This is a genomic window from Rhodosalinus sediminis (genome assembly GCF_003385555.1).
GTDB classification, from domain to species: Bacteria; Pseudomonadota; Alphaproteobacteria; order Rhodobacterales; family Rhodobacteraceae; genus Rhodosalinus; species Rhodosalinus sediminis.
The window spans coordinates 117,811-141,578 of record NZ_QOHR01000002.1 but is presented as its reverse complement, the minus strand read 5'-3'; the positions used below and the strand labels follow the sequence as shown (position 1 = coordinate 141,578).

At 74.1% G+C, this 23,768-nt stretch carries 23 protein-coding genes; 11 read left to right on the top strand and 12 right to left on the bottom strand.

Annotated elements, in window-relative coordinates:
• Window positions 1-816, top strand: coding sequence for a GNAT family N-acetyltransferase (locus DRV84_RS02555; protein WP_115978474.1), 816 nt, complete (start codon window positions 1-3; stop codon window positions 814-816).
• A gap of 68 nt (window positions 817-884) precedes the next feature.
• Here the strand turns inward: DRV84_RS02555 and DRV84_RS02550 are convergent, their stop codons facing one another.
• Complete coding sequence (locus DRV84_RS02550; protein ID WP_115978294.1) at window positions 885-2,114, bottom strand: MFS transporter; 1,230 nt, start codon at window positions 2,112-2,114, stop codon at window positions 885-887.
• A gap of 106 nt (window positions 2,115-2,220) precedes the next feature.
• On the opposite strand from DRV84_RS02550, the gene DRV84_RS02545 reads away from it, so the two are divergent.
• Window positions 2,221-2,862: a DNA-3-methyladenine glycosylase family protein gene (locus tag DRV84_RS02545; protein WP_115978293.1), complete on the top strand. Its 642-nt coding sequence runs from the start codon at window positions 2,221-2,223 to the stop codon at window positions 2,860-2,862.
• Window positions 2,859-3,524, top strand: coding sequence for an alpha/beta hydrolase (locus DRV84_RS02540; protein ID WP_115978292.1), 666 nt, complete (start codon window positions 2,859-2,861; stop codon window positions 3,522-3,524). Before DRV84_RS02545 ends, DRV84_RS02540 begins: the two co-directional genes overlap by 4 nt.
• Window positions 3,525-3,712: 188 nt before the next feature.
• Here the strand turns inward: DRV84_RS02540 and DRV84_RS02535 are convergent, their stop codons facing one another.
• Window positions 3,713-4,645: an MBL fold metallo-hydrolase gene (locus DRV84_RS02535; RefSeq protein ID WP_115978291.1), complete on the bottom strand. Its 933-nt coding sequence runs from the start codon at window positions 4,643-4,645 to the stop codon at window positions 3,713-3,715.
• 160 nt (window positions 4,646-4,805) lie between these two features.
• On the opposite strand from DRV84_RS02535, the gene gltX reads away from it, so the two are divergent.
• Window positions 4,806-6,131: a glutamate--tRNA ligase gene (gene gltX, locus DRV84_RS02530; RefSeq protein ID WP_115978290.1), complete on the top strand. Its 1,326-nt coding sequence runs from the start codon at window positions 4,806-4,808 to the stop codon at window positions 6,129-6,131.
• A 231-nt stretch (window positions 6,132-6,362) separates the two neighbouring features.
• Here the strand turns inward: gltX and DRV84_RS02525 are convergent, their stop codons facing one another.
• Window positions 6,363-7,784 carry a protein adenylyltransferase SelO gene (locus DRV84_RS02525; RefSeq protein WP_115978289.1) on the bottom strand — a complete coding sequence of 474 codons (1,422 nt, stop codon included), beginning with the start codon at window positions 7,782-7,784 and terminating at the stop codon, window positions 6,363-6,365.
• Between the two features lie 121 nt (window positions 7,785-7,905).
• Here DRV84_RS02525 and DRV84_RS02520 point away from each other — a divergent pair, with 121 nt between their 5' ends.
• Window positions 7,906-8,442, top strand: coding sequence for a CBS domain-containing protein (locus DRV84_RS02520; RefSeq protein ID WP_115978288.1), 537 nt, complete (start codon window positions 7,906-7,908; stop codon window positions 8,440-8,442).
• A gap of 63 nt (window positions 8,443-8,505) precedes the next feature.
• Here DRV84_RS02520 and DRV84_RS02515 read toward each other — a convergent pair whose 3' ends face one another.
• The 3 genes from DRV84_RS02515 to mazG are packed head-to-tail and all read right to left on the bottom strand — an operon-like array spanning window position 8,506 to window position 10,760.
• The gene (locus DRV84_RS02515) at window positions 8,506-8,955 is read right to left on the bottom strand and encodes a GNAT family N-acetyltransferase (protein ID WP_115978287.1); all 450 of its coding nucleotides are present in this window, start codon (window positions 8,953-8,955) and stop codon (window positions 8,506-8,508) included.
• Window positions 8,952-9,893 carry a nucleoside hydrolase gene (locus tag DRV84_RS02510; protein ID WP_115978286.1) on the bottom strand — a complete coding sequence of 314 codons (942 nt, stop codon included), beginning with the start codon at window positions 9,891-9,893 and terminating at the stop codon, window positions 8,952-8,954. Before DRV84_RS02510 ends, DRV84_RS02515 begins: the two co-directional genes overlap by 4 nt.
• Window positions 9,894-9,947: 54 nt before the next feature.
• Complete coding sequence (gene mazG / locus DRV84_RS02505; protein WP_115978285.1) at window positions 9,948-10,760, bottom strand: nucleoside triphosphate pyrophosphohydrolase; 813 nt, start codon at window positions 10,758-10,760, stop codon at window positions 9,948-9,950.
• A gap of 60 nt (window positions 10,761-10,820) precedes the next feature.
• Between mazG and DRV84_RS02500 the strand changes: the two genes are divergently transcribed.
• The 6 genes from DRV84_RS02500 (at window position 10,821) to DRV84_RS02475 (ending at window position 16,260) form a co-directional block, all read left to right on the top strand.
• Complete coding sequence (locus tag DRV84_RS02500) at window positions 10,821-11,978, top strand: amidohydrolase (RefSeq protein ID WP_115978284.1); 1,158 nt, start codon at window positions 10,821-10,823, stop codon at window positions 11,976-11,978.
• A 4-nt stretch (window positions 11,979-11,982) separates the two neighbouring features.
• The gene (gene speB, locus DRV84_RS02495; protein ID WP_115978283.1) at window positions 11,983-12,975 is read left to right on the top strand and encodes an agmatinase; all 993 of its coding nucleotides are present in this window, start codon (window positions 11,983-11,985) and stop codon (window positions 12,973-12,975) included.
• On the top strand, window positions 12,972-13,394 hold the full coding sequence (locus DRV84_RS02490) for a DUF1499 domain-containing protein (RefSeq protein WP_115978282.1): 423 nt from the start codon (window positions 12,972-12,974) through the stop codon (window positions 13,392-13,394). The genes speB and DRV84_RS02490 overlap by 4 nt, the downstream gene beginning before the upstream one ends.
• A gap of 122 nt (window positions 13,395-13,516) precedes the next feature.
• Window positions 13,517-14,566: a peptide chain release factor 1 gene (prfA, locus tag DRV84_RS02485; RefSeq protein ID WP_115978281.1), complete on the top strand. Its 1,050-nt coding sequence runs from the start codon at window positions 13,517-13,519 to the stop codon at window positions 14,564-14,566.
• The gene (gene prmC / locus DRV84_RS02480; RefSeq protein WP_115978280.1) at window positions 14,563-15,408 is read left to right on the top strand and encodes a peptide chain release factor N(5)-glutamine methyltransferase; all 846 of its coding nucleotides are present in this window, start codon (window positions 14,563-14,565) and stop codon (window positions 15,406-15,408) included. The genes prfA and prmC overlap by 4 nt, the downstream gene beginning before the upstream one ends.
• Before the next feature lie 201 nt (window positions 15,409-15,609).
• Entirely contained in the window at window positions 15,610-16,260 is a 651-nt protein-coding gene (locus tag DRV84_RS02475; RefSeq protein WP_115978279.1) for a DUF4167 domain-containing protein, read from the top strand.
• Window positions 16,261-16,264: 4 nt separating this feature from the next.
• Here the strand turns inward: DRV84_RS02475 and rsmA are convergent, their stop codons facing one another.
• The 6 genes from rsmA to lptF form a co-directional block, all read right to left on the bottom strand.
• Window positions 16,265-17,104, bottom strand: coding sequence for a 16S rRNA (adenine(1518)-N(6)/adenine(1519)-N(6))-dimethyltransferase RsmA (gene rsmA / locus DRV84_RS02470; protein WP_115978278.1), 840 nt, complete (start codon window positions 17,102-17,104; stop codon window positions 16,265-16,267).
• A 97-nt stretch (window positions 17,105-17,201) separates the two neighbouring features.
• Window positions 17,202-18,173: a 4-hydroxythreonine-4-phosphate dehydrogenase PdxA gene (gene pdxA / locus DRV84_RS02465; RefSeq protein WP_115978277.1), complete on the bottom strand. Its 972-nt coding sequence runs from the start codon at window positions 18,171-18,173 to the stop codon at window positions 17,202-17,204.
• Window positions 18,170-19,417: a peptidylprolyl isomerase gene (locus DRV84_RS02460; protein ID WP_115978276.1), complete on the bottom strand. Its 1,248-nt coding sequence runs from the start codon at window positions 19,415-19,417 to the stop codon at window positions 18,170-18,172. Before DRV84_RS02460 ends, pdxA begins: the two co-directional genes overlap by 4 nt.
• On the bottom strand, window positions 19,408-21,546 hold the full coding sequence (locus tag DRV84_RS02455) for an LPS-assembly protein LptD (RefSeq protein ID WP_115978275.1): 2,139 nt from the start codon (window positions 21,544-21,546) through the stop codon (window positions 19,408-19,410). Before DRV84_RS02455 ends, DRV84_RS02460 begins: the two co-directional genes overlap by 10 nt.
• On the bottom strand, window positions 21,546-22,637 hold the full coding sequence (lptG, locus tag DRV84_RS02450; protein ID WP_115978274.1) for an LPS export ABC transporter permease LptG: 1,092 nt from the start codon (window positions 22,635-22,637) through the stop codon (window positions 21,546-21,548). Before lptG ends, DRV84_RS02455 begins: the two co-directional genes overlap by 1 nt.
• The gene (lptF, locus tag DRV84_RS02445) at window positions 22,634-23,761 is read right to left on the bottom strand and encodes an LPS export ABC transporter permease LptF (RefSeq protein WP_239994965.1); all 1,128 of its coding nucleotides are present in this window, start codon (window positions 23,759-23,761) and stop codon (window positions 22,634-22,636) included. The genes lptG and lptF overlap by 4 nt, the downstream gene beginning before the upstream one ends.
• Window positions 23,762-23,768 lie beyond the last annotated feature (7 nt).

The following is a 23,768-nucleotide window of genomic DNA, read 5'->3' as shown; positions in this document are numbered from 1 at the left end:
ATGAGCGCGGCGGATCTGGCCCGCGTCCTCGCCTGGGCCGAGGCGGAGGGCTGGAACCCGGGCGTCGCCGACGCGGCGGCCTTTCACGCCGCCGACCCCGAGGGCTTCCTGATCGCCGAGGTCGCGGGCGCGCCCGCTGCGAGCCTCTCCATCGTGCGCTTCGGCGACGCGACCGCCTTTCTCGGGCTCTACATCTGCGCGCCGGAGCACCGCGGGCGGGGCCTCGGCTACGCGCTCTGGGAGGCGGGCATGGCCCGACTCGCGCCGGCGACCACCGGGCTCGACGGCGTGCTCGCGCAACAGGCGAACTACGCGCGCTCCGGCTTCGCGCTCGGGCACCGGAACCTGCGGTTCTCCGGCGTCGTCACGCCGGAGGGGCCGGACGCGACCCTGCCGCTCGCGCCCGCCCATCTCGAGGCGGCCTGCGCGCTCGACCGGGCGGTGACGGGCTTCGACCGGCGCGCCTTCTTCGCCGACTGGCTGACGGGCGACCCGTCGCGGCAGGCCCGCGTACTCCTGCGCGACGGCGCGCTCGCCGGGATCGGCGTGCTGCGCGCCTGCGTTGAGGGCTGCAAGGTGGGCCCGCTCTTCGCCGCGGACCGCGCCGCCGCCGAGGCCCTGCTCGACGGGCTCGCCACGGCGGCCGGTGGCGCGCGGCTCAGCCTCGACGTGCCGGAGCCCAACGCCGCCGCCATGGCGCTGGCCGAGGCGCGCGGGCTGGTGCCGGAGTTCGAGACGGCGCGCATGTGGCGCGGCCCGCCGCCCGCGCAGGATCTCGCGCGTACCTTCGGGATTACCACCTTCGAGCTCGGCTGAGCGCGGCGCCGCAACAGCCGGAGCAGCGCCGGCGCCGTGCGCCGTCGCGGCCGGGCCGCGCGGGGGCGTCAGACCGGCCGCGCCTGCGGGCGCAGCCAGAGCCAGATCAGCGCGCCGCCCGCGAGCGCGAGGAAGGGCGCCATGGCGAGGTTGACCGCGGTCCAGCCGGTCTCGGCGGTGCCGCCGGTGCAGTTCATCAGCCCGCCCGAGGAGAGCGAGGCGAAGGTCACGCCGCCGAAGACGATCAGGTCGTTGAGGCCCTGCATCCGCCCGCGCTCGTGCGGGTCGTGCTGCCCGGCGAGCATCGTCGTCGCGCCGATGAAGCCGAAGTTCCACCCGATGCCGAGGAGCACGAGCGCGACGAAGAAATGCTCGAGCTCCACTCCCATGAGCGCCACGCCGCCCGCCGCGGCGAGGATGGCGAGGCCGGTGGCCACGATGGTCTGCGTGCCGAAGCGCGCGATCAGGTGCCCGGTGAAGAAGCTCGGCACATACATGGCGAGCACATGCGCCGTGACCACGTCGGCGGCGTTGCCCGCGTCGAAGCCGCAGCCCACCACGGCGAGCGGCGTCGAGGTCATCACGAGGTTCATCAGCGCGTAGGAGACCGTCGCGCAGATCACGGCGACCGCGATGGCGGGCGTGGTGATGAGCTCGCGCCGCGAGCGGCCCTTGGGCGCGTCGGCCGAGGGGCGCGGCGGGCGCGGGATGTCGAGCCCGAGGAAGAGGAGCGAGCCCACGACGTTCACCGCGATCACCGCGAGATAGGTGCCGAGGAAGGGGATCACGAAGGCGTCGCTCGTCACCTTCACCAGCTGCGGCCCGACGATCGCCGCGAGCAGTCCGCCCGCCATGACGTAGGAGATCGCCTTCGGCCGGAAGGCGTCGGAGGCGGTGTCGGCGGCCGCGAAGCGGTAGAAGTTGTGCGCCGACATGTAGAGCCCCGTCAGCAGGCTCCCGGCGAGGAACACGGGGAAGGAGCCGAGAAAGAGCCCGATCGCCCCCACGATGCCGCCCGCCGCGCCGCCGGTCGCGCCGATGAAGAAGCCGGTGCGCCGCCCCCAGCGCTGCATCGCGGCCGAGAGCGGCGTCGCCGAGAGCATCGAGCCGAGCACGATCAGCGAGATCGGCAGCGTCGCGAAACAGGCGTTGGGCGCGAGCGACTGTCCGGCCAGCCCGCCGACGGTGAAGATCATCGGCATCTGCGCGCCGAGCAGCGCCTGCGCGGCGACGAGCACGGCGACGTTGCGCTTCGCGCGGGCGTCGGTGGACGGGGCAGGGGCGGCGGCGTCGGTCATGGGCGAGGGGTAGCCCCTGCGCCCGGCCGGGGCAAGCAGTCACATGCGGGGCGCGCGATGTGTCGGGCGGTGGCCCTCGGCCCGCCGCGCCGTTAGGGTGGCGCGCATGGGCGAGCGTATCGGCGAGCGGATCATCGAGACGGAGGCCTGCGTGGCCGAAGGGGCGGCCTGGCTCGCGCGGGCCGAGGCGCGCTTCGCGCGGGCGATCGAGCTGACGGGGCCGCTGCCGCTCCGCCGCCGGCCCGACGGTTTCGACCAACTCCTCGCCGCCATCGTGAGCCAGCAGGTGAGCGTCGCCGCCGCCCGCACCATCCAGGGCCGGCTGGAGGCGGCGGGGCTGACCGCGCCCGAGGCGATCCTCGCGGCGGCCGACGAGGAGATGCGCGCCGCCGGGCTCTCGCGGCAGAAGATCCGCTACGCCCGCGCGCTCGCCGCCGCCGGGATCGACTACGCCGCGCTGCGCGCCGCGCCGACCGACGAGGTCGTGCGCACCCTCACCGCCGTGCCCGGCATCGGCGTCTGGACGGCGGAGATCTACGCGATGTTCTCGCTCGGGCGCGCGGACGTCTTCGCGCCGGGCGACCTCGCGCTGCAGGAGGCGACGCGGCGGCTCTTCGACCTGCCCGCGCGGCCGCGGCCGAAGGCGCTGCGCGACATGGCCGAGGCCTGGTCGCCGTGGCGCGCGGTTGCGGCGCGCGCGCTCTGGGCCTACTACCGCGTGGAAACGGAGCGGGAGGGCGTGGCATGACGCGCGCGTTGCAGGCAGGCCGGGTGGAGCCGCGATCGGGGTCCACCCGCTCGGTGGTGATCTTCCTGCACGGCTACGGGGCGAACGGGCAGGACCTGCTGGGCCTCGCGGAGCCGCTGGGCGAGCATCTGCCCGACACGCTTTTCGTCGCGCCCGACGCGCCCGAGACCTGCGCGGCCTCGCCCATGGGCTTCCAGTGGTTCCCGATCCCCTGGATCGACGGCTCTTCGGAGGAGGCGGCGGAACAGGGGATGCGCGCGGCGGTGGACGATCTGCAGGCCTTCCTCGATGGGGTGATGGTGGACGAGGACGTGCTGCCCGAGCAGGTGGCGCTCTTCGGCTTCAGCCAGGGCACGATGATGGCGCTCCACGTCGCGCCGCGCCGCGAGGACGCGGTGGCCGGGGTGGTCGGCTTCTCGGGGCGGCTGTTGAACCCCGAGCTTCTCGCCGACGAGCTGCAGGTGCGCCCGCCGGTCCTGCTGGTGCACGGCGACCAGGACGACGTGGTGCCGCCGCAGTCGCTGCCGGAGGCGGCCGAGGCGCTGCAGGAGGCGGGCTGGAAAGAGGTCTACGCCCACGTCATGAAGGGCACCGCCCACGGCATCGCGCCCGACGGGCTGAGCGTGGCGCTGGCCTTCCTGCGCGACCGGCTCGGGATGTAGCCGCCGGGGCTTGAGGGGGGCGCTGCCCCCCGTCGCGCCTGTCGGCGCGACTCCCCCCGGAGTATTTTGGCCAAGATGATGGGGCCGGGGCGCCGCCGCCGGCGGAGGTGCGATCCGTGCCGTCGGCCCCGCGCGCGGCCGGGGCCGTGGCGCGGGGCGGGCCGGCGGTGGCCGGCCCGGGCGGCGGGTCACTCCATCGTCAGCTGGTAGCTGTGCGGCACGTAGCGGAAGCCGTCGCCCGCGGTCTCGACGAAGCCAAGGCCCGGGAAGGGCATGTGGTAGCCCACAAAGGGCACCTCGTCGGCGGCGAGCATGCCGAGGAGGCGCCGGCGGGTCGCCGCGGCCTGCTCCTTGTCGCGGTCGAAGAGCACCTCCCAGTCGGGGTTGGCGAGCGACCAGACGTAGTGGTTGGCGAAATCCGCGCCGAGGAGAAGCTGGCGCCCCTCGCTTTCCAGCATGAAGGCCATGTGGCCGGGCGTGTGCCCGAAGGCGGCCATGGCGGTCACGCCCGGGGTCACGGCGTCGCCGTCCTCGAGGAACTCGAGCTTGCCCGCGTCGGAGAGCGGGCGGACCTTCGCCTCGAAGGTCTCGTCGCCGGAGAAGTCCCAGGCGTCGAACTCCGCCGCGCCGGTGAGGTAGCGCGCGCCGGCGAAGGTCTCGGCGCCGTCCTCCATGAGCCCGCCGATGTGGTCGCCGTGCATGTGGGTGAGCGCGACGTGGCTCACCTGATCGGCGGTGTAGCCCGCCGCCTCGAGCGCGGCGACGGTCGCCGCCGGGGCGAGGCCGGTGTCGAAGAGGATGAGCGCCGCGCCCGTGTTCACCACCGTCGGCGTGAAGAAGAAGCGGCTGGTGTCGGCGGGGATCATCGCGGCGGCCGAGGCCTCGGCGAAGGTCTCCTCGGAGACGTTCAGCCCGAAGATCTCCTGCGGGTTGGGCACCATCCGCGTGCCGGCGAGCAGCGTCGTGACCTCGAAGCCGCCGAGGCGGAAGCGGGCGTGGGTCGGGAAATCCGGCCCCATCATCGGCGCGCTGGCGCGGGCCGGGCCGGTGGCGGCCGCGGCGAGCGGCAGCGCGGCGGCGCCGGCGAGCGCCTGGCGGCGGGTGATCCTGGCGTCGGTCATGGGTCTCCTCCTCTGTCGGTGTCGGGCGAGAGAGTAGCGGGGTCGCGCCCGATCCCCTTGTGCGGGTCCGCACAGCCTTTGTGAAGCCCCGCAGGGCGACCGCCCGCGCTGGACAAGGCCGGGGGCTTGTGACAGGGGACACGCCCGACAGGAGACGCCGATGACCACCACCCGCTTCGCCCCGTCGCCCACGGGTTACCTGCATGTCGGAAACCTGCGCACGGCGCTGATGAACTACCTCGTCGCGCGCAAGGCGGGCGGCACCTTCATCCTGCGCATCGACGACACCGATCCGGAGCGCTCCCAGGAGGGCTACGTCGCCGCGATCGAGGAGGACCTCGCGTGGCTCGGCCTGACCTGGGACCGGATGGAGCGGCAGTCGGCGCGCCTCGACCGCTACGCCGCGGCCGCCGACCGCCTGCGCGCCGCGGGGCGGCTCTACGAGTGCTTCGAGACGCCCGAGGAGCTCGAGCTCAAGCGGCGCAAGCAGCTCGCCATGGGGCGCCCGCCGGTCTACGACCGCGCCGCGCTCGCGCTCCCGGACGAGGAGAAGGCCCGCCTGCGCGCCGAGCGCGGCGCGGGGCACTGGCGCTTCCGGCTCGATCACGCGCGCATCGAGTGGGAGGACGGCATCCTCGGGCCGCAGTCGATCGATGCCGCCTCGGTCTCCGACCCGGTGCTGATCCGCGCCGACGGACAGGTGCTCTACACGCTCGCCTCGGTGGTGGACGACACCGAGATGGGGATCACCGACGTCGTGCGCGGCGCCGACCACGTGACCAACACCGCGACGCAGATCCAGATCATCGCGGCGCTGGGCGGCACGGCCCCGCGCTTCGCGCATCACTCGCTGCTGACCGGCCCGCAGGGCGAGGCGCTCTCGAAGCGGCTCGGCACGCTCAGCTTGCGCGACCTGCGCGCGCGCGGCGTGGAGCCCGCGGCCCTCGTCAGCCTGATGGCGCGGCTCGGCACCTCCGACCCGGTCGAGCTCGAGAGCGACCCGGACGCGCTCGCCGCGGCGTTCGATCTCTCCAAGTTCGGCGCCGCGCCCACCAAGTTCGACGAGGCGGACCTCGCGCCGCTCACCGCGCGCCACCTGCACGCGCTCCCCTTCGAGGCGGTGGCGGACGAGATCGCCGCCCTCGGCGTGCCGGACGATCTGGCCGAGCGCTTCTGGCGCGTGGTGCGCGAGAACATCGAAACGCGCGCGGATCTCGCCGACTGGTGGGCGCTCTTCCGCGACGGCGCCCAGCCCGAGATCGCGCCGGAGGACGCCGACTTCGTCGCCGAGGCGATGGCGCTCCTGCCCGATCCGCGCTACGGCCCCGACACCTGGGCCGAATGGACCGCCGCCGTGAAGGCGCGGACCGGGCGCAAGGGCAAGGCGCTCTTCATGCCGCTGCGCAAGGCGCTGACGGGCCGCGCGCGCGGCCCCGAGATGGCCGACCTGATGCCGCTCCTCCAGCGGGTGCGCGCCAAGGACTAGGCGCCGCGCGTCCACCGAGGGCCCGGCGTCCTGCCCTCCGGCGAACGCAGGGGCGACTGGGCGGACCCCCGGCGCCACTCTGCACGGCCGGGCGCCGCCGCGATCCCTTCTTCTTGGCGAAAATATCCCGCGGGGGTGTGGGGGCGCGAAGCCCCCACTGGCTCGGTTTTCCCGGGCGCGACCTCCCCCGGCACGCCGCCGCGCCGGATCGCCCGCGCCCCGCGAGGCGGCTCAGGTGCCGCAGAAGGTCGCCGCGACCCGCTCCTCCGGCCGCGGCGGCGCGGCGAGCGTGGGCTCCCCGGGCGTCTCGTAGGGCGTCGCAAGCGCCGCCATGAGCTGCCGGAACGGGCCGAGGTCGCCGCCGACGGCGGCCTCGATCATGTGCTCGATCTGGTGGTTGCGCGGGATCACCGCCGGGTTCGCGGCGCGCATGCGCGCCTCCGGGTCGCTCGCCTCGGCGGCGAGGCGCGCGCGCCATCGCTCCTCCCACGCGTCGAAGGGCGCCGGGTCGGTGAATTCGCGCCGCGCGGTGCCCTCGGCCAGCCCGCGGAAGGTGTTGGTGAAATCCGCGCCCTGCGCCGCCATCATGTCGAGCAGCTCCGAGATCAGGCCCGCGTCGCCCGCGTCCTCCGCGGTGAGGCCGAGCTTCGCGCGGAAGCGGGAAAGCCATTCGGCGCGGATCATCTCCGGCATGGCGTGGACCGACTGCGTGAAGGCCTCCACCGCCGCGTCGCGGTCGGGCATGAGCGGAACCAGCGCCGTGGCGAGCTGCGCCATGTTCCAGACCGCGATGTCGGGCTGGTTGGCGTAGGCGTAGCGCCCCATGCGGTCGATCGAGGAGAACACCGTCTCGGGATGGTAGTCGTCGACGAAGGCGCAGGGGCCGTAGTCGATCGTCTCGCCCGAAAGCGCGCAGTTGTCGGTGTTCATCACCCCGTGGATGAAGCCCACGCTCATCCACTGCGCCACGAGCCGCGCCTGCGCTGCGATCACCGCGTCGAGCAGCGCCTGCGGCCCGTCCGCCTGCGGGTAGTGGCGCGCGATGGTATGCTCGCAGAGCGCGCGGAGCCCCTCGGTGTCGCCGCGGGCGGCGAGCACCTGGAAGGTGCCGACGCGGATGTGGCTCGCCGCGACGCGTGTCAGCACCGCGCCGGGCAGGACCGTTTCGCGCACGACCGGCTCGCCCGTGGCGACGGCGGCGAGCGCGCGGGTGGTGGGGATGCCGAGCGCGTGCATCGCCTCCGAGACGACGTATTCGCGCAGCACCGGCCCCAGCCAGGCGCGCCCGTCGCCCATGCGCGAATAGGGCGTGCGCCCCGCGCCCTTGAGCTGGATGTCGCGGCGCCGGCCATGCCGGTCCACCACTTCGCCCAGAAGATGCGCGCGCCCGTCGCCGAGCTGCGGGTTGAACTGCCCGAACTGATGGCCGGCGTAGAGCTGCGCGAGCGGCGCAGCGCCCTCGGGCACCTCGTTGCCGGCGAAGACTCGCGCCAGCGTGGCCTCGTCCGTGTCGGCCGCGATGCCGAGCTCGCGGGCGAGCGCATGGTTGAAGGCGAGGAGCTCCGGTTCGCGCACCGGCGTGGGCGCGACCCGCGTGAAAAGCCGCTCGGGCAGCGCAGCGAAGGTGTTGTCGAAGGGAATGGCCACGGTCATGGCCCCAAGGTAGGCTCCGCCGCCCGCCCGTGCCAGTCCGCCCGTGCCCGTCCGCGCGGCTTGCTCTCGCGTCATGCGCGCTAGGCTTCTCTTTAATCAAGACACGACAGAGGAGATCCCGATGACGGCGAGCGACCACGCGCGGATGCAGCTCCGCGACCGCCCCGAATACGCGAGCAAGCCCGCGCCGCTGACCTTCGGCGCCGAGGCCACCGTCGCCGAGGCCGTGGCGGCGATGAGCGACCGGGGCTACGGCTCGGTCGTGGTGACCGAGGCCGACGGCGTGGTGATCGGCGTGGTGACCGAGCGCGACGTGATGCGCCGGATCGTCAACGCCGGCCGCGACGCGGCGACGACGACGCTCGGCGAGGTGATGACCCGCGAGATCCGCGTCGCGCGCGAGACCGACGACATGCTCGACTGGCTGCGCATCATGTCGAACGAGCGCTTCCGCCGCCTGCCGGTCGTGGACGAGACGGGCCGGATCAAGGCCGTCTTCACGCAGGGCGATTTCGTCTCCTACACGTGGCCGGACCTCGTGTATCAGGCCAAGGAGCTGACGAAGGCCAGCCTCGCGCGGAACAAGGCGCTCTGGATCGTGATCGGCGGGCTGATGCTCTACTCGATCGCCATGGTGATCGTCGTCGGCAGCCTCTGAGCGGCCACCCCATACAGGCGCCGCGGCCGCGGCGCGACGCGGTTTGCAAACCGCGTCGGCGCTTCAGAGCAGGCGGGTCATGGGCAGCGCGCCCTCGCGCGGTGCGAAGCGGGCGCGGGCATAGAGGCGCTGCGCGGCCTCGTTGTCGCGGTCGACCTCCAGATGAAGCGCGACGAGGCCCGCGTCGCGCAGCGCGCGGGCGAGCGCGTCGAGGGCGTCGGCGGCGATGCCGCGCCCGCGCACCGCGCGGCGCACGTAGATCTCGTCGATCACCGCGTCGAGCCCGCCGTAGGCGACCGACCAGCCGAAGGTCACCACGAGATAGCCGATCGGCGCGCCGCGCGGCCCGATCAGGTAGACCGCGCCGTGCGGCGAGCCCTCGAGAAGCGGCGCGAGCGCCGCGCGGCGGCCCTCCTCGTCCTGCGCCGTGCCCTGTTCGCCATGCATCGCCGCGACCATGGGCAGGAGCCGCTCCAGGTCCTCGGGGCGGGCGAGGTGCAGCGCCGCGCTCACAGCCGCCCCAGCCGCTCGGTCAGAAGGGTGAAGACCCCCTCCGCGTCCACCGCGCCGAGGAAGGTCGCGTTGGGCGCCCGGTCGGTGACGCCCCACCAGTCGGCCACCGTCATGCCGAGGGTGAGCTCCGAGGTGGTCTCGATCTCGACGTTGACGTGGCGCCCGGCGAAGAGCGCGGGCCGGAGCAGATAGGCGATCACGCAGGGGTCGTGCAGCGGCGCGCCCTCGGCGCCGTATTTCTCCTTGTCGAAGCGTTCGAAGAATTCCGTCATCTGCGCCACGGCGAGGCCCACCGGCGTGCCGAGCGCGCGGAAGGCCGCGTTGCGCGCCGGCGTCACCAGCGCCCTGTGCGTCACGTCGAGCGGCACCACCGTGATCGGCGCGCCGGATCGGAAAACGATATCAGCGGCTTCGGGGTCGACGTGAATGTTGAACTCCGCCGCCGGCGTGACGTTGCCGACCTCGAAGTAGGCGCCCCCCATCAGCACGATCCCGGCCACGCGTTCCGCGATGTCGGGCGCGCGGCGGAAGGCGGTGGCGATGTTCGTCAGCGGCCCGAGCGGGCAGAGCGTCACCGTGCCGGGCGCCTCGCGCCGCAGCGTCTCGACGATGAAATCGACGGCGTGCGCCTCTTCGAGCGCCATGCGCGGCTCGGGCAGTTCCGGCCCGTCGAGGCCGGTGCGGCCGTGCACATGCTCTGCGGTAACCAGCGGGCGGGCGAGCGGGCGGTCGCAGCCCGCGAAGACGCGGATATCCGGCCGCCCGGCGAGCTCGCAGACGATCCGCGCGTTGCGCGCGGTGAGCGTGAGGGGCACGTTGCCGGCCACGGCCGTGATCCCCAGAACCTCGATCTCCTCGGGGCTCGCAAGCGCGAGCAGGATCGCCACGGCGTCGTCCTGACCCGGGTCGGTGTCGATGATGATCCTGCGGGGCGGCATGGCGGTCCTGTGCTGCGGCCCGTCAGAGGTGGCAGAAGCGGGGGCGCGGCGCAATCACCCGCCGCGCTCCGCGCGCTTCGCCGCCTCCCAGAGGGCGTCCATCTCGGCGAGGTCGGAGTCCTGCGGGGTTTTGCCCCTTGCATCAAGCGCGGCCTCTACCGCGTTGAAGCGCCGCATGAACTTGGCGTTGGCGCTGCGTAGAGCCGCCTCCGGATCGACGCCGAGATGGCGCGCGAGATTGGCCATGACGAACATCAGGTCGCCGAACTCCTCCGCGATCTCGGCCACACCCAGCCGGTCGCGGGCCTCGGTGAGCTCGCGCGCCTCCTCGGCGATCTTTTCCAGCACGTCGCCCGCCTCGGGCCAGTCGAAGCCCACCCGCGCCGCGCGCGTCTGCAGCTTCACGGCCCGCGTCAGCGCTGGCAGGCCGAGCGCCACGCCGTCGAGCACGCCGGTCTCGGCCCGCGCGGCGCGCTCGGCGGCCTTCACCGCCTCCCAGTCGCGGGTCTGCTGCGCGGCGCTCTTGTCGCGGCTCTCGTCGCCGAAGACATGCGGGTGGCGCGCCACCATCTTGTCGGCGATCCGTTGCGCCACGCGGTCGAAATCGAAATGCCCGGCCTCCTCGGCCATCTGCGCATGATAGACCACCTGCAGCAGCAGATCGCCGAGCTCGCCCTCGAGCTCGTCCCAGGCCTCGCGCGCGATGGCGTCGGCGACCTCGTGGGCCTCCTCGATGGTGTAGGGCGCGATGGACGCGAAATCCTGTTCGATGTCCCAGGGGCACCCCGTCTCGGGATCGCGGAGGCGGGCCATGATGGCGCGCAGGCGGGGCAGCCCGGTCAGGCCGGGGAAGGGATCGTCGGGCATTGCGGCGGGCACCGTGTTGCTGTTCAAGTGGAAATCTGACCTGCGAGAGAAAGGGAGTCCATGCCCGTCATCAACCGCATCGCCGCGCTCTCGGACGAGATGGCCGGCTGGCGGCGCCACCTGCACGCGCACCCCGAGATCGGCTTCGACTGCCACGCGACGGCGCGCTTCGTGGCCGAGCGCCTGCGCGCCTTCGGCGTGGACGAGGTGCACGAGGGCGTGGCGCGCACCGGCGTCGTCGCCGTGATCCGGGGGCGCGCCGACGGCCCGGCGGTGGGGCTGCGCGCCGACATGGACGCGCTGCCGATGCCGGACGAGAGCGGGGCGGCCTGGGCCTCCACCGTGCCGGGCCGCGCGCATGCCTGCGGCCACGATGGGCACACCGCGATGCTCCTCGGCGCGGCGCAGTATCTGGCCGAGACGCGCAATTTCGCCGGGCGCGCGGTGCTTCTCTTCCAGCCGGCCGAGGAGGACGGCGGCGGCGGCGGCGTCATGGTGGACGAGGGCGTGCCCGACCGCTTCGAGCTGCGCGAGGTCTACGCGCTCCACAACCGCCCCGGCCTGCCCGAGGGCCACGTGGCCACCCGCGCGGGCCCGATCATGGCGGCGGTGGACGATGTCCGGCTGACGCTGACGGGGCGCGGCGGGCACGCCGCGCGCCCGCACGAGGCGCGCGACCCGATCGGCCCCGCGCTCGCCATCGCGCAGGCGATCCGCAGCCTGCCGGCCGAGGCCGACCCGCGCGCCGAGCTGCGCGTGGCGCTCACGCAGATCGAGGCGGGCACGACGACGAACGTGATCCCCGAGGTCGCGCGCCTCGCCGGGACGGTGCGCAGCTTCGACGCCGGCTGGCGCGACTGGGCGGAGGCGCGGGTGCGCGCGATCGTCGAGGGCGTCGCGGCGGCGCATGGCGTGACCGCCGCGCTCGACTACGACCGCTGGTATCCCGCGACCGTCAACCACCCGCGCGAGACGGCCTTCGCCGCCGAGGTCGCCCGCGACGTGGTGGGCGAGGCGGTGGACCTTGAGACCGAGCCGAGTATGGGCGCGGAGGACTTCGCCTATCTTCTCGAGGCGCGGCCGGGGGCCTATCTCCTCGTGGGGCAGGGGGAGACGCCGATGTGTCATCACCCGGCCTTCGACTTCAACGACCGGATCGCGCCGGTGGGCGCGAGCCTCTACGCCCGCCTCGTCGAGCGGGCGCTGCCCGCGGAGTGAGCGCATGGCCCTCGAGGACGCCGCGAAACAGATCGACCACGCCTTCACCCGGGAGGACCTGAGGGGCGCGAGCTTCGAGAACACCTTCGCCGGCGCGACCTCCTTCCTGCGCCGGCGCTACACCAAGGACCTGCGCGGCGTCGACGTCGCCGTGACTGGCGTGGCCTTCGACCAGGCGGTGACGAACCGCCCCGGCGCGCGCCTCGGCCCGCGCGCCATCCGCGAGGCGAGCGCGCTGCAGACCTACGACCCGCCCTGGGGCTGGGGCGGCTGGAACCCGATGGAGGCGCTGGCGATCGCGGATCACGGCGATCTGGCTTTCGACTATGCGCGCCCCGCCGAGGCGCCGGAGGCGATCCGGGCGCATGTCGCGGGTATCCTCGAGAGCGGCGCGGCGAGCCTGACGCTCGGCGGGGATCACTCGATTTCTCTCCCGATCCTCGAGGCTTACGCGGCGAAGTTCGGGCCGCTCGCGCTCATCCAGTTCGACGCGCACACCGACACCTGGGCCGACGACGCCCCGGCCCGCGTCGATCACGGCACGATGTTCTACAAGGCGGTGAAGCGCGGGCTGATCGAGCCGGCGCGCTCGGTGCAGATCGGCATCCGCACCTACAATCCCGACCCCCTCGGCATCGCGGTGATCGACGCGCGCGAGGTGCACGAGAACGGCGTCGCCGCGGTCGCCGCGCAGGCGCGGCGGATCGTGGGGGCGGGGCCGGCCTACCTCAGCTTCGACATCGACGCGCTCGACCCGGCCTTCGCGCCGGGGACCGGCACGCCGGTCTGGGGCGGGCTGGCGAGCTGGCAGGCGGCGGCGCTCCTGCAGGGCCTCGCCGGGCTCGACATCCGGGGCGGCGACGTGGTCGAGGTGGCGCCGCCCTTCGACACGACGGGCGCGACGGCGGTCGCGGGCGCGCATGCGGCGGTGGAAATCCTGTGTCTGATCGGGCAGGCGCGGCTCGCGCGTGCGGCCGGGGAAGGAACGGAGACGTGAAGGTGGTGATCTGGCTCGGGGTTCTGATCCTGCTGGTGGCGGCGAATTTCGCCGCCTGGGTGCGCTTCGCGCCGAGCGATCCGGCGCGCTGGCACGTCGCGCCTGAGGTCACGGGGGACGAGGACCTGACGGGCGGCGTCAAGCGGCGCGTCGCGGGGGCGGGGCCGGAGGCACTGCGCCGCTTCGACGCCATCGCGCGGGCGACGCCGCGGACGCAGGTGCTCGCCGGGTCGGTCGCCGAGGGCATGGTGACCTACGTCACGCGCTCGGCGCTCTGGGGTTTTCCGGATTACACGACCGTGGCGCAGGAGGGCGACGACCTGATAATCCACGGCCGGTTGCGCTTCGGGACCTCGGACATGGGCGTGAACCGCGCCCGCGTCGATCGCTGGATCGCCGCGCTGCGGGCGGAGAGCTGAGGCCGGGGCGTCTTTGACCGCCCCGGCCAAGCGGTTTCGAAACCGCTTGGCCCAAGCCGCTTCCAAGCGGCTTGGGCGGCGCCCACTTGACCCGGTGACGCGGATGAAGGACTGACGCGCGCATGATCCCCGAGGACCGGCTGGAGCAGATCGCGCAGCGCTTCTCCTATGTCGAGGCGCGGCTCGCCGAGGGCGGCGGCGACCCCGTCGCGCTCGCGCGCGAGCACGCCGAGCTGCGCCCGGTCATGGCCGCGATCGACCGCTGGCGCCGCCTCTGCGCCGCGCTCGCCGAGGCCGAGGCGCTCTGCGACGACCCAGAGATGGCCGCGCTCGCCCGTGAGGAGGTGGACCGCCTGCGCGCCGAGCTGCCCCAGGCCGAGCAGTCGGTGAAACACGCGCTCCTGCCGCGCGACGCCGCCGACGCGCGCCCCGCCGTGCTCGAGATCCGGCCCGGCACCGGCGGCGAGGAGGCGGCGCTCTTCGCCGGGGACCTTCTGCGCATGTATCAGCGCTACGCCGAGGCGAAGGGCTGGCGCGTCGAGGTGGTGGAGCTCGCCGAGAGCGATCTCGGCGGCGTCCGCGAGGCCGTCGTGCGCATCAGGGGCGAGGGCGTCTTCGCCCGGCTCAAGTACGAATCCGGCGTCCACCGCGTGCAGCGCGTGCCGGCGACCGAGTCGGGCGGGCGCATCCACACCTCGGCCGCCACCGTCGCCGTGCTGCCCGAGGCGGCCGAGGTCGACGTGGCGATCGACCCGGCGGACCTGCGCATCGACACCATGCGCGCCTCCGGCGCCGGGGGGCAGCACGTCAACACCACCGATTCGGCGGTGCGCGTCACGCATGTGCCCACCGGCCTCGTCGTGACGAGCTCGGAGAAGTCGCAGCACCGCAACCGCGAGATCGCGCTCGAGGTGCTGCGCGCGCGCCTCTACGACATGGAGCGCCGCCGCGCCGCGGAGGCGCGCGCCTCGGAGCGCCGCGCGCAGGTGGGCGGCGGCGACCGCTCCGAGCGCATCCGCACCTACAATTTCCCGCAAGGGCGGCTGACGGATCACCGGATCAACCTCACGCTCTACAAGCTCGACCAGGTGATGCAGGGCGACCTCGACGAGGTGATCGACGCCCTGCAGGCCGAGGCGCAGGCGGCGCAACTGGCCGAGATGGAGGAATGAGCGTCGCCGCGGCGCTGGCCGAGGGGCGCGCGCGGCTCGCGGCGGCGGGGGTCGAGAGCCCGGCGCGCGACGCGCGGCTGCTGCTGGCCGAGGCGCTCGGCGTGGAGGCCGGCCGCCTCGCGATCATGGGGCCCGACCCGGTGGACGCGGCCGCGGCGGCGGCCTACGCGGCGATGCTCGACCGGCGCGCGGCGCGCGAGCCGGTGGCGCATATCCTCGGCCGGCGCCTCTTCTGGGGGCGGAGCTTTCGCGTGACGGCGGATGTGCTCGATCCGCGGCCCGAGACCGAGAGCCTCGTTGCCGCCGCGCTGGAGGCGCCCTTCGCCCGGGTGCTCGATCTCGGCACCGGGAGTGGCGCGCTCGCCGTGACGCTGCTCGCCGAGCGGCCGGAGGCGACGGGCGTGGCGACCGATCTCTCGCACGCCGCCCTCGAGGTCGCCGCGGAGAACGCCGCGCGCCACGGCGTCGCGTCCCGATTGACGCTCCGCCGCGCCGACTGGGCCGAGGGGATCGCGGGGCCCTTCGAACTGATCGTGTCGAACCCGCCCTACCTCGCCGAGGCGGAGATGGCCGAGGTCGCGCCGGAGGTCGCGCGCGAGCCGCGCATGGCGCTGACGCCCGGGGGCGACGGGCTCGCCGCCTATCGCGCGATCGCCGCGGCGGCGCCCCGGCTGCTCGCTCCGGCCGGGCGGCTTCTCGTGGAGATCGGCATGACGCAGGGCGCGCCGGTGGCGGCGCTCCTGCGCGCGGCGGGGCTCGACGCGGTGGCGGTTCGCCCCGATCTCGACGGGCGGGATCGCGTGGTGGCGGCGCGGCGACGGCCGGCGGAGGCGCCGGAATGACGCAACTTTCCGGCAGATTGCCCCTTGTAACGGCGAGGCTGACGTGTTTAGTCAGAGACAAGCCGCGCAGCGGGACGCCCGACCGGAGCGTCGCTCGAGGCCTCAAGCCAAAAACACCGCCTTGGCAGACATGAACGGCGCGGACACCGCGCGACATAGGCGCACAGGGCGGGATCGGACACTCAGGCTGGACAGGACTGCATGAGATCTTCCAAACCCAGGTCGCGGTCGAAATCGAACCGCTCCCGTTCGGTGGGCAACGTCGTCAACCGGGTCTTCGACAGCTCGGGCCCGGAGGGCAAGGTCCGCGGCACGCCGCAGCAGATCATCGACAAGTACAACCAGCTGGCGCGCGATGCGGGGCTGGCGAACGATCGCGTCGCGGCCGAGAACTTCCAGCAGCACGCCGAGCACTACCTGCGGCTCCTTTCCGAGGCGCAGCGCGAGCAGGACGCGCGCCGCGAGCAGCAGGAACGCGAGAACCGCGAACGCCAGGCGCAGCGCGACCGTGAGCGCGCCGAGCGCCAGGAGCGCGAGAGCGGCGGCAAGGGCGGCGCCGCCGAGGCGGCCGCGGCGCCGGCCGAGACGCCCGAGGGCGCCGCGCCCGAGGGCGACAGCACGCTCGTCGAGACGCCGGAAGAGGCGCCGAAGCCCAAGCCGCGCGCCCGCAAGCCCCGCAGCCGCAAGAGCGACGGCGCGAAGGGGGACGCCGCGAAAGGCGAGGCCGGCAAGGGCGAGACCGACAAGGGCGGCAAGTCCGGCGGCGGACAGTCGCGCGAGACGGGCGCGTCCGAGGGCGGCGAGAGCTCCGGCGGCGAGGGCTCCGAAGGCGGCAAGGCCGCCGCCGAGTGAGCGCCTAGCGCGCCAGCGCGCGGGCGAGGGCGCAGAACTTCTCGAGCGGCACGGTCTCGGCCCGCGCGGTGGGGGCGATCCCCGCCTCGGCGAGCCGGTCCTCGATGTCCGGGGCGAGGCCCTTGAGCGCGGCGCGCAGCATCTTCCGGCGCTGGTTGAAGGCCGCGGCGGTCAAGCGCTGCAGCGCTTCCGCGGGCGCGGGAAAGCGCGGCGCCGGCAACGCCTCCAGATGCACCACCGCCGAGGCCACCTTGGGGGGCGGGGTGAAGGCCGCGGGCGGCAGCGTGAAAGCGATCCGCGCGTCGCAGCGCCACTGCGCCAGCACGGCCAGCCGGCCGTAGGCCTTGCTGCCCGGCTCGGCCACGATCCGATCGGCCACCTCGCGCTGGAACATGAGCGTCAGGCTTTCCCACGCGGGCGGCCAGACCGGCGGCGTGAGCCAGCGCACGAGGAGCTCGGTGCCGACGTTGTAGGGCAGGTTGGCGACGATCCGGATCGGCGGCGTGAGATGATCGCGCGGGTCGATCTCCAGCGCGTCGCCCTGCAGGACGGTGAGCCGGCCCGGCGCGGCGGCGGCGATCTCCTCCAGCGCGTGCAGGCAGCGCGGGTCCTTCTCCACGGCGAGGACATGCCGCGCCCCCTCCATCAACAGCCCGCGGGTGAGCCCGCCGGGGCCGGGGCCCACCTCGAAGACGTCCGCGCCCGAAAGGTCGCCCGCGGTGCGCGCGATCCGGCGGGTCAGGTTCAGATCGAGGATGAAGTTCTGCCCGAGCGCCTTGCGCGCGGCGAGCCCGTGGCGCGCGATCACCGCGCGCAGCGGCGGCAGGTCGGCGAGCGCGCTCATCCGGCTCGCGCGGCGCAGGGCGAATTTTCGTACGAAAATTCGCCGACGGACGAGGCGCGCCGAAAATTCCTCGGACGAAGAATTTTCTCCGCGACGCTCATGCCTCACCTCCCGCGAGCTCCGCCGCGAGGCGCAGGGCCGCCACGGTGGAGGCGGCGTTCGCCCGCCCGGTGCCGGCGATGTCGAAGGCGGTGCCGTGATCGGGCGAGGTCCGCACGAAGGGCAGCCCGAGCGTCAGGTTCACGCCGCGGTCGAAATCCAGCGTCTTGATCGGGATCAGCGCCTGGTCGTGGTACATCGCCACCGCCGCGTCGTAGCCCGCGCGGGCGGCGGCGTGGAACATCGTGTCGGCCGCGCGCGGGCCGTCGAGGTCCATGCCCTCGGCGCGGAGTCGGTCGAGGACGGGGGCGATCACCTCGATCTCCTCGCGGCCCATCCGCCCGCCTTCGCCGGCATGCGGGTTGAGCCCCGCGACCGCGATGCGTGGCCGGGCGAGGCCGAAGCGTGTGCGAAGGCCGTCGTGCGTGAGGCGCAGCACGGTCTCGAGGTGCGCTGCGGTCAGCGCACCGGGCACCTCGGACAGGGGAATGTGGATCGTCGCCGGCACAACGCGAAGCTCCGGCGAGGCGAGCATCATCACCACATCGTCCACGCCCGCGAGCGCGGCGAGGTATTCGGTGTGCCCCGGGTAGGCGAAGCCCGCCCCCTCGGCCAGCGCCTGCTTGTGGATGGGCAGCGTGCAGACCGCGCCGGCAGCGCCCTCCTGCACGAGCGCGACGCCCCGCGCGATCGCGTCGATCACGCCTTGGGCGTTGCGCGGGTCGGGGCGGCCCGGCGTCGCGGCGGCCGGGAAGGGATGCGCGAGGACGGGCAGACCGTGCGCCGCCGCGCCCGCGGCCTCCTCCGGTGCCGCGATCTCGGCGACGGGCGTGCCGGCGGGCAGGTGGCGGGGGTCGCCGATCAGGAAGAAGGGCAGGGTGGCGCCGAGCTTTTCCCAGGCCTTCGCCGCGAGTTCCGGGCCGATGCCGGCGGGCTCGCCGCAGGTGACGGCGACGGGGCGCGCGCTCATGGTTCGACGATGCGCGCGTTCGCCCTGAGCTGCTGCAGGTACCCTTCGGCAAGCGATTCGAGGCGGCGGTTGAGCAGGGCGCGCGCCACCTCGTCGCGGGGCGTGTCCACCACCGCGGCGGGCGTGCGCTGGCAGAGCGTGAGGACCATCAGCGCGGGGGCGCCGTCCGGCCCGGTCCGCGTGAGGGCGGTGGATACTTCGCCGGCGTCGAGCCGGGCCAGTTCCAGCGCCACGTCCCGCGGCAGATCCCCGGGCGCGGCGCTCTCGCGGACGAGCCGCTCGTCCGGTTGCTCCTTGGCGATGCCGTAGAGGTCGTCGCAGCGGTCCACCTGCGTGCGGATGCGGCGAGCCTCGGTGAGCGCGCTCTCGCTGCGCCCGCCGGGGATCAGGTAGGTGGCGTAGTCGATTTCAGCGACCTCCGGCGCCTCGTAGGCGGCTTCGTCGATCGCGCGCAGTTGCAGGAGGGCGACCGCGCCCTCGAGCGGGAGCGGGTCCGTCACCTCGCCGGGGGCGAGCGACAGAAGCGCCGGGCGCAGTTGCTGCGGGTAGCGGGTGATCGGCTGCCAGTCGAGCCGGCCGCCGTCCCGCGCCGAGGGGCTCGCCGAGAGCGTGCGCGCGGCCTCCGAGAAGGCCTCGACCGAGGTGATCTCCGAGAGGCGCTCCGCCTCGGCCCGCGCGGCCTGCGCCTGTCCGGGCGGCGCGGGCAGCACGATCTCGGACAGAAGCACGCGCAGGTTCGACGTGGCGCCCGCGCCGGCGATGGCGCGGTCCACGGCCGCCTCCGACGGCCGCGCCCGGCCGCCGAAGCGCGCGCGCACGACGCCCCGCCAAGCGACGCCGGCGCGCACGAAGCGCTCGAAGGTGGCGGCGTCGACCCCCTGTTCGGCGAGGAGCGCGACGAAGTCCTCGGTGCTCAGGTCGCCGCGGGCGGCGAATTCGGCCATGCCGCGCTCGACGGCCTCCGCGTCGGGCAGGCGATCGAGGCGCGCCGCCTCGGCGAGTTGCAGGCTCTCGTCGATGAGCTGCTCGCGCGCCGTCGCCTCGATGTCGCCGGGCGTGTTGAGCAGGGAGAGAAACCGCGCGCGCTGCTCGACGTCGAAGCGCGAGATCACCGTGTCGTTCACCACGATCGCCGGCGAGAACAGGCCCTGCGCTGCCGTGGCGCCGGCGGCGAGGATGGCGGCGAGCGCCAGACACCCGGCGGCCAGGAGACGCGTGGCGGCGGTCGGTCGCGTCAGTTGCATCTGCGTCGGTCCTCCTTGGCGCTGTCGCCCGTGCTAAACCCTTTCAGCGCGACGGTCAGCCCGAAATCCGTGCTGCCCTCGAGCGTAACGGAACTGGCGAAGGTCCGCGAGGCGGAAAGGCGGACCGCCACGCACTCGTTCGTGTAGACGAGATCGAGGTCCGCGCGCGCCGCGCTGTCCTGCGCCAGATCGTAGCGATACCCGGCCGAGCCGGTCCAGTGCCGCGTGAGGCGGTAGCGCCCGTCGAGGCCCCATTCCGACAGCGAGTCGTCCCGTCCCTCGGCCGCGTCCTTTTCCAGAAGGAGGTAGGTCGCCGAAAGATCCAGCCGCTCCGTGCGCCAGCGCGCCCGCGCCTCGGCGCGCGGCACGTCGAATTGCGGGCCGATGATGCCGCGCGCGGCGATGTCCAGCCCGTGCGCGAGGTCCAGTTCCCCCGCCAACAGCCAGTCCGAGCGCCGGCCGTCGAGCCCGGAGGTGGCGCTGAAGGCGTCCTCCGCCTCGCGCCGCCAGACGCGCCCCAGCGTCAGGCCCACGTCCGGCCCCTCGGGCGCGACGCGCCGCCAGCGCAGCCCGCCGGCCGCGCGCCAGCCGCGCTCCTGCCGGTCGGCGCTGGGGAACCGGCTGAGCGCCAGCAGGTTGGCGGTGTCTAACTCGGGCGTGGTGCTCGCCTCGTTGGGCACGTCCGGGCGCGACCCCCCGGACCAGGCGACCATCGCGACCGGCTCCAGCAGGTGACGCGCGCCGCCGGCCCGCCGGCGCAGGAGGGGCCAGCGCAGCGTCGCCCGGGCGGCGGGCGTGACCACCGCCGCGCGCGGCGCCGCGGCGCTGTCCTGGCGCACTCGGAACCCGTCCGCGCGCAGCCCCGCCGTCAGCCCGAAGCGCAGCCCCGCCGCGCCGGTCCAGGCCCGTGTCCAGAGCGCGCCCGCCGAGAGGCGCGCCATGTCGCGTCCGACGCCGTCCCGGTCGGAGGCGCGGCGGTGGGCGTGCAGATCCGCGAAGAGGCGCAGGTCGCCGCCGATGCGGGGCAGGGCGACCCGGCGCTCGCGCGCGGCGTCGAGGACGAGCGAGGGCAGCGTCGCGTTCGCCTCGCCGGCGCGCAGGGACTGGTAATAGGCGAGCCGCGCCGTGTCGACGCCGGTCCGGCGGACCCGCGAGATCGCCACCTCGCTCTGCAGCCGGTCGGTGTCGGTCACGCCGTATTCGGCGAGGTAGAGCTCGTCCGAGGTCGTCTTGAGCCCGAAGGTGAGGCGATATCCCCGCCCCAGCGCCACCTCGCCGTCCGCGAACAGATAGCCGCGCAGCCGGTCCGGGCGCAGGTCGTCCGAGCTCAGCGCCCCGCGCAGCATGAGGTCGCCGCGGCGCATGGCCTGCCGGTAGCGGAAGAAGAGCGTGCGCGTCTCGGGCGAGAGCAGCGGGGCCACCGTCAGGTCGCGATGCGGGCCGAGCGGGATGAAATAGGGCAGGCGCAGACCCGCCCCGATCTGCGTGGTGCTGCGGACCTCGGGCACCAGAAAGCCGCGGGCGCGGCGGTTCGTCGGATCGGGCAGCCGCAGCCGGGGCAGGTAGAGCACCGGCACGTCGAAGACCCGCAGCTGCGCGCCGTCGAAATAGAGCTGCCGGGCCGCCTCGTCGTGGAGGACGCGCCGCGCCCGGATCTGCCAGAGCGGCGCGCGGCCCCGGGCGCAGACCTGGCAGGAGGTGACGGCGGTGTCGGTGAGCACGGTGTAGCGCCCCGCGCGGCGGTCGATGCGCGCCGCGGCGAGCTGAAGCTGGCGGTCGAGCACCAGCCGCGCGCTGCGGATCAGCCCGTCGCGGAGATCCAGGTCGAGCGCGGCGGCTTCGGCGATGAGCACCGCCGCGCCGTCCCCGTCGGTCAGCCGCAAGGGGCCCTCGATCGCGACCCGCTCCGCACTCGCGTCGTAGGTCACGCGCGCGGCCTCCAGCCGGCGCGCGCCCTGCACCACCTCGACGCCGCCCTCGGCGATGAGGCGCGTCTCGCCTTCGAGGTAGATGGTGTCGGCGACGAGGATCGCCGGGGCTGCGGCCGCGTCCTGCGGCTGCGCCTCGGCGCCCCAGGCCGCGAGGGCGAGGGCGAGAGCGGCGGCGACGGCCCGAAGCCCCCCGCGCATCAGCCTTCCTCCCGTTGCAGGAGAAGCCCGAGCGCGAGGAGCAGCGCCGCCACCGGCGGCGTCCAGGCGGCGATCCACGGCGCGATCTGGCCCGTCTCGCCCAGCACCTGCGCGAGGTTGCGGATGTAGTGCAGCCCGAAGCCCAGAAGCACCGCCGCGAGCACGTTGACCCCCGTGCGCCCGGCGCGGGGGTGGCGCATTGTGAAGCCCGCCGCCACGATCACCAGCGCCACGAGAAAGACCGGCCGCGCGAGCTCCATCTGCAGCCAGACGGCGTGCCGGCGCGCCGAGAAACCCGCCGTCTCGAGGTCGCCGATGAACGCGGGCAGCCGCCAGATCGCCACCGCGTCCGGCTGCCCGAACCGGTCGCGGATCCGCTCCCGCGTGAGCGTCGTGGGCACCGTGAGCCGGTCGTGGCGCTCTGCGCCCGCCTCCGGCGTGACGCCGGGGCCGAGCGGCCAGAGCTTGGCGTCCGAGAGGGTCCAGCCCTCGTCGCCGAGCGCGGCGCGCGCCGCCTCGATCCGGCGCACCGGCCCTCCGGCCTGGGCGTAGTCCACGAAGCTGACGTCGAAGAGCACCGTGGCGTCCGCATTGGTGCGCGCCGCGCGGATCACGGTCTGCCCCCCGGCGCCGCCCTCGCGCAGCCAGAGCCCCTCGCGCCCGATCGAGAGCACGGAACCGTCGCCGGTGTAGATCTCGCGCAGCTCGGAATAGCGCTTCGAGGTCGCGGCGACGATCGGGTTCAGCATCGCCACCGCGAGCGCGCCGATCACCGCGGCGACGATCACCGGGCCGATGAGCACCGCGAGCCCCGAGCGCCCCGCCGCGCGGGTCACCACAAGCTCGGAGGACCGCGCGAGGCCGAGGAAGAGCGCGATCGCGGCGAGGATCACGACGAGCGGCAGGAATTCGTAGACGCCGGTCGGCAGGTTGAGGAGCGTGAGCGTCAGCACCTGACCGAACCCGAGCGCCCCGTCGGCGCGCCGCACCTGCTCGACGAGGTCGATCAGCCCGACGAAGAGCGCGATGGCGGCCGCCGTGGCCAGAAACAGCACGGCGAAGCGGCGCGCGAAGTAGCGATGCAGCGTCATGCCGCCGCGCCCTCGCTCGCGGCCGGCCGCCGCCGGGTGCGCGCGGCGAAGGCCAGGAGCGCCCCCGCGATGGCGAGCCCCGCGACGCTCGGCAGATAGACGGCCGGCCAGGCCCGCGCGACGCTCTGCACGAGGTTGCCGAGCGCGCCCTCGATCATCTTGACCGCCACGAGAAAGAGCACGGCGAGCGCCATCTGCGGGCCGAGCCCCATGCGGCTGAACCCCCCGGCGAGCAGCGTCGCCGCGCCGATCAGCGCCGCCACGACGGCGAGCAGCGGTTGCTGCAGCCGCATGTGCGCCTCTTCCAGCACGCGGGCGGTGGAGGTGCCGATGCGCTCGGCCACGCCCGCGGGATCGCGCAGGAGCGTGAGGGTCGGCAGGTGCGAGCGGCGGTCGCGCGCCGGGCGCGCCGCGGCGATCAGGCGGCTGACGTCGTAGGAGAACTCGGCGAAGCGGGTGACCGAGAGGCGCTGCGCCCCCGCCTCCAGCGTCTGCGCGAGGCCGTCCACCATGACGAGCTGCGCGCTCTCGCCGTCGCGCACGAGGAACGCGCGCTCGGCGGTGTAGGTCACCGGGCGGTCCGCGCGCCGCCGGTCGGACAGATAGACGTCGCGCAGCGCGCCCTCCGGCGTGATCTCGCGGATGTAGAAGGTCACGCCGCCGGTCGGATGCAGGAAGGTGCCCTCGCGCAGGAGCCGCGCCGAGACGGAGGCGGAGATTTCGACCTCCCGCCGGTCGAGCTCCGCCTCCGCCGCGGGGACCAGAAAATTCGTCAGCACCGCCATCAGGCTCGCCACGATCAGCCCGAAGAGCGCGACGGGCCGCGCGATCCGCCACGGCGAGAAGCCGGTGGCCTGCATCACGGTCAGCTCGCTCTCGCCGGCGAGACGGTTGATCACGTAGACCGTCGCCGCGAAGGCCGCCATCGGCAGCACGAGCGCGATCACCTTGGGCAGCCAGAGCAGCGTGAACTCGAGGAAGATCGACGCGGCGTGGCCGTCCGCCACGAGGTCGTCGAAGAGGATCACCGCCCGGTTGACCCAGTAGACGCCGACGAGGACGAGCGAGAAGAAGCCGAACAGCACCATGAGCTGTCCGATCAGATATCGGTCGAATCTCGCCAAGCGCTCC

Excerpts from the sequence above, each read along its gene's own strand:
- DRV84_RS02555 (WP_115978474.1), top strand. The coding sequence starts at position 1 with ATGAGCGCGGCGGATCTGGCCCGCGTCCTCGCCTGGGCCGAGGCGGAG.
- DRV84_RS02550 (WP_115978294.1), bottom strand. The coding sequence starts at position 2,114 with ATGACCGACGCCGCCGCCCCTGCCCCGTCCACCGACGCCCGCGCGAAG.
- DRV84_RS02545 (WP_115978293.1), top strand. The coding sequence starts at position 2,221 with ATGGGCGAGCGTATCGGCGAGCGGATCATCGAGACGGAGGCCTGCGTG.
- DRV84_RS02540 (WP_115978292.1), top strand. The coding sequence starts at position 2,859 with ATGACGCGCGCGTTGCAGGCAGGCCGGGTGGAGCCGCGATCGGGGTCC.
- DRV84_RS02535 (WP_115978291.1), bottom strand. The coding sequence starts at position 4,645 with ATGACCGACGCCAGGATCACCCGCCGCCAGGCGCTCGCCGGCGCCGCC.
- gltX (WP_115978290.1), top strand. The coding sequence starts at position 4,806 with ATGACCACCACCCGCTTCGCCCCGTCGCCCACGGGTTACCTGCATGTC.
- DRV84_RS02525 (WP_115978289.1), bottom strand. The coding sequence starts at position 7,784 with ATGACCGTGGCCATTCCCTTCGACAACACCTTCGCTGCGCTGCCCGAG.
- DRV84_RS02520 (WP_115978288.1), top strand. The coding sequence starts at position 7,906 with ATGACGGCGAGCGACCACGCGCGGATGCAGCTCCGCGACCGCCCCGAA.
- DRV84_RS02510 (WP_115978286.1), bottom strand. The coding sequence starts at position 9,893 with ATGCCGCCCCGCAGGATCATCATCGACACCGACCCGGGTCAGGACGAC.
- mazG (WP_115978285.1), bottom strand. The coding sequence starts at position 10,760 with ATGCCCGACGATCCCTTCCCCGGCCTGACCGGGCTGCCCCGCCTGCGC.
- DRV84_RS02500 (WP_115978284.1), top strand. The coding sequence starts at position 10,821 with ATGCCCGTCATCAACCGCATCGCCGCGCTCTCGGACGAGATGGCCGGC.
- speB (WP_115978283.1), top strand. The coding sequence starts at position 11,983 with ATGGCCCTCGAGGACGCCGCGAAACAGATCGACCACGCCTTCACCCGG.
- prfA (WP_115978281.1), top strand. The coding sequence starts at position 13,517 with ATGATCCCCGAGGACCGGCTGGAGCAGATCGCGCAGCGCTTCTCCTAT.
- prmC (WP_115978280.1), top strand. The coding sequence starts at position 14,563 with ATGAGCGTCGCCGCGGCGCTGGCCGAGGGGCGCGCGCGGCTCGCGGCG.
- DRV84_RS02475 (WP_115978279.1), top strand. The coding sequence starts at position 15,610 with ATGAGATCTTCCAAACCCAGGTCGCGGTCGAAATCGAACCGCTCCCGT.
- rsmA (WP_115978278.1), bottom strand. The coding sequence starts at position 17,104 with ATGAGCGCGCTCGCCGACCTGCCGCCGCTGCGCGCGGTGATCGCGCGC.
- pdxA (WP_115978277.1), bottom strand. The coding sequence starts at position 18,173 with ATGAGCGCGCGCCCCGTCGCCGTCACCTGCGGCGAGCCCGCCGGCATC.
- DRV84_RS02460 (WP_115978276.1), bottom strand. The coding sequence starts at position 19,417 with ATGCAACTGACGCGACCGACCGCCGCCACGCGTCTCCTGGCCGCCGGG.
- DRV84_RS02455 (WP_115978275.1), bottom strand. The coding sequence starts at position 21,546 with ATGCGCGGGGGGCTTCGGGCCGTCGCCGCCGCTCTCGCCCTCGCCCTC.
- lptG (WP_115978274.1), bottom strand. The coding sequence starts at position 22,637 with ATGACGCTGCATCGCTACTTCGCGCGCCGCTTCGCCGTGCTGTTTCTG.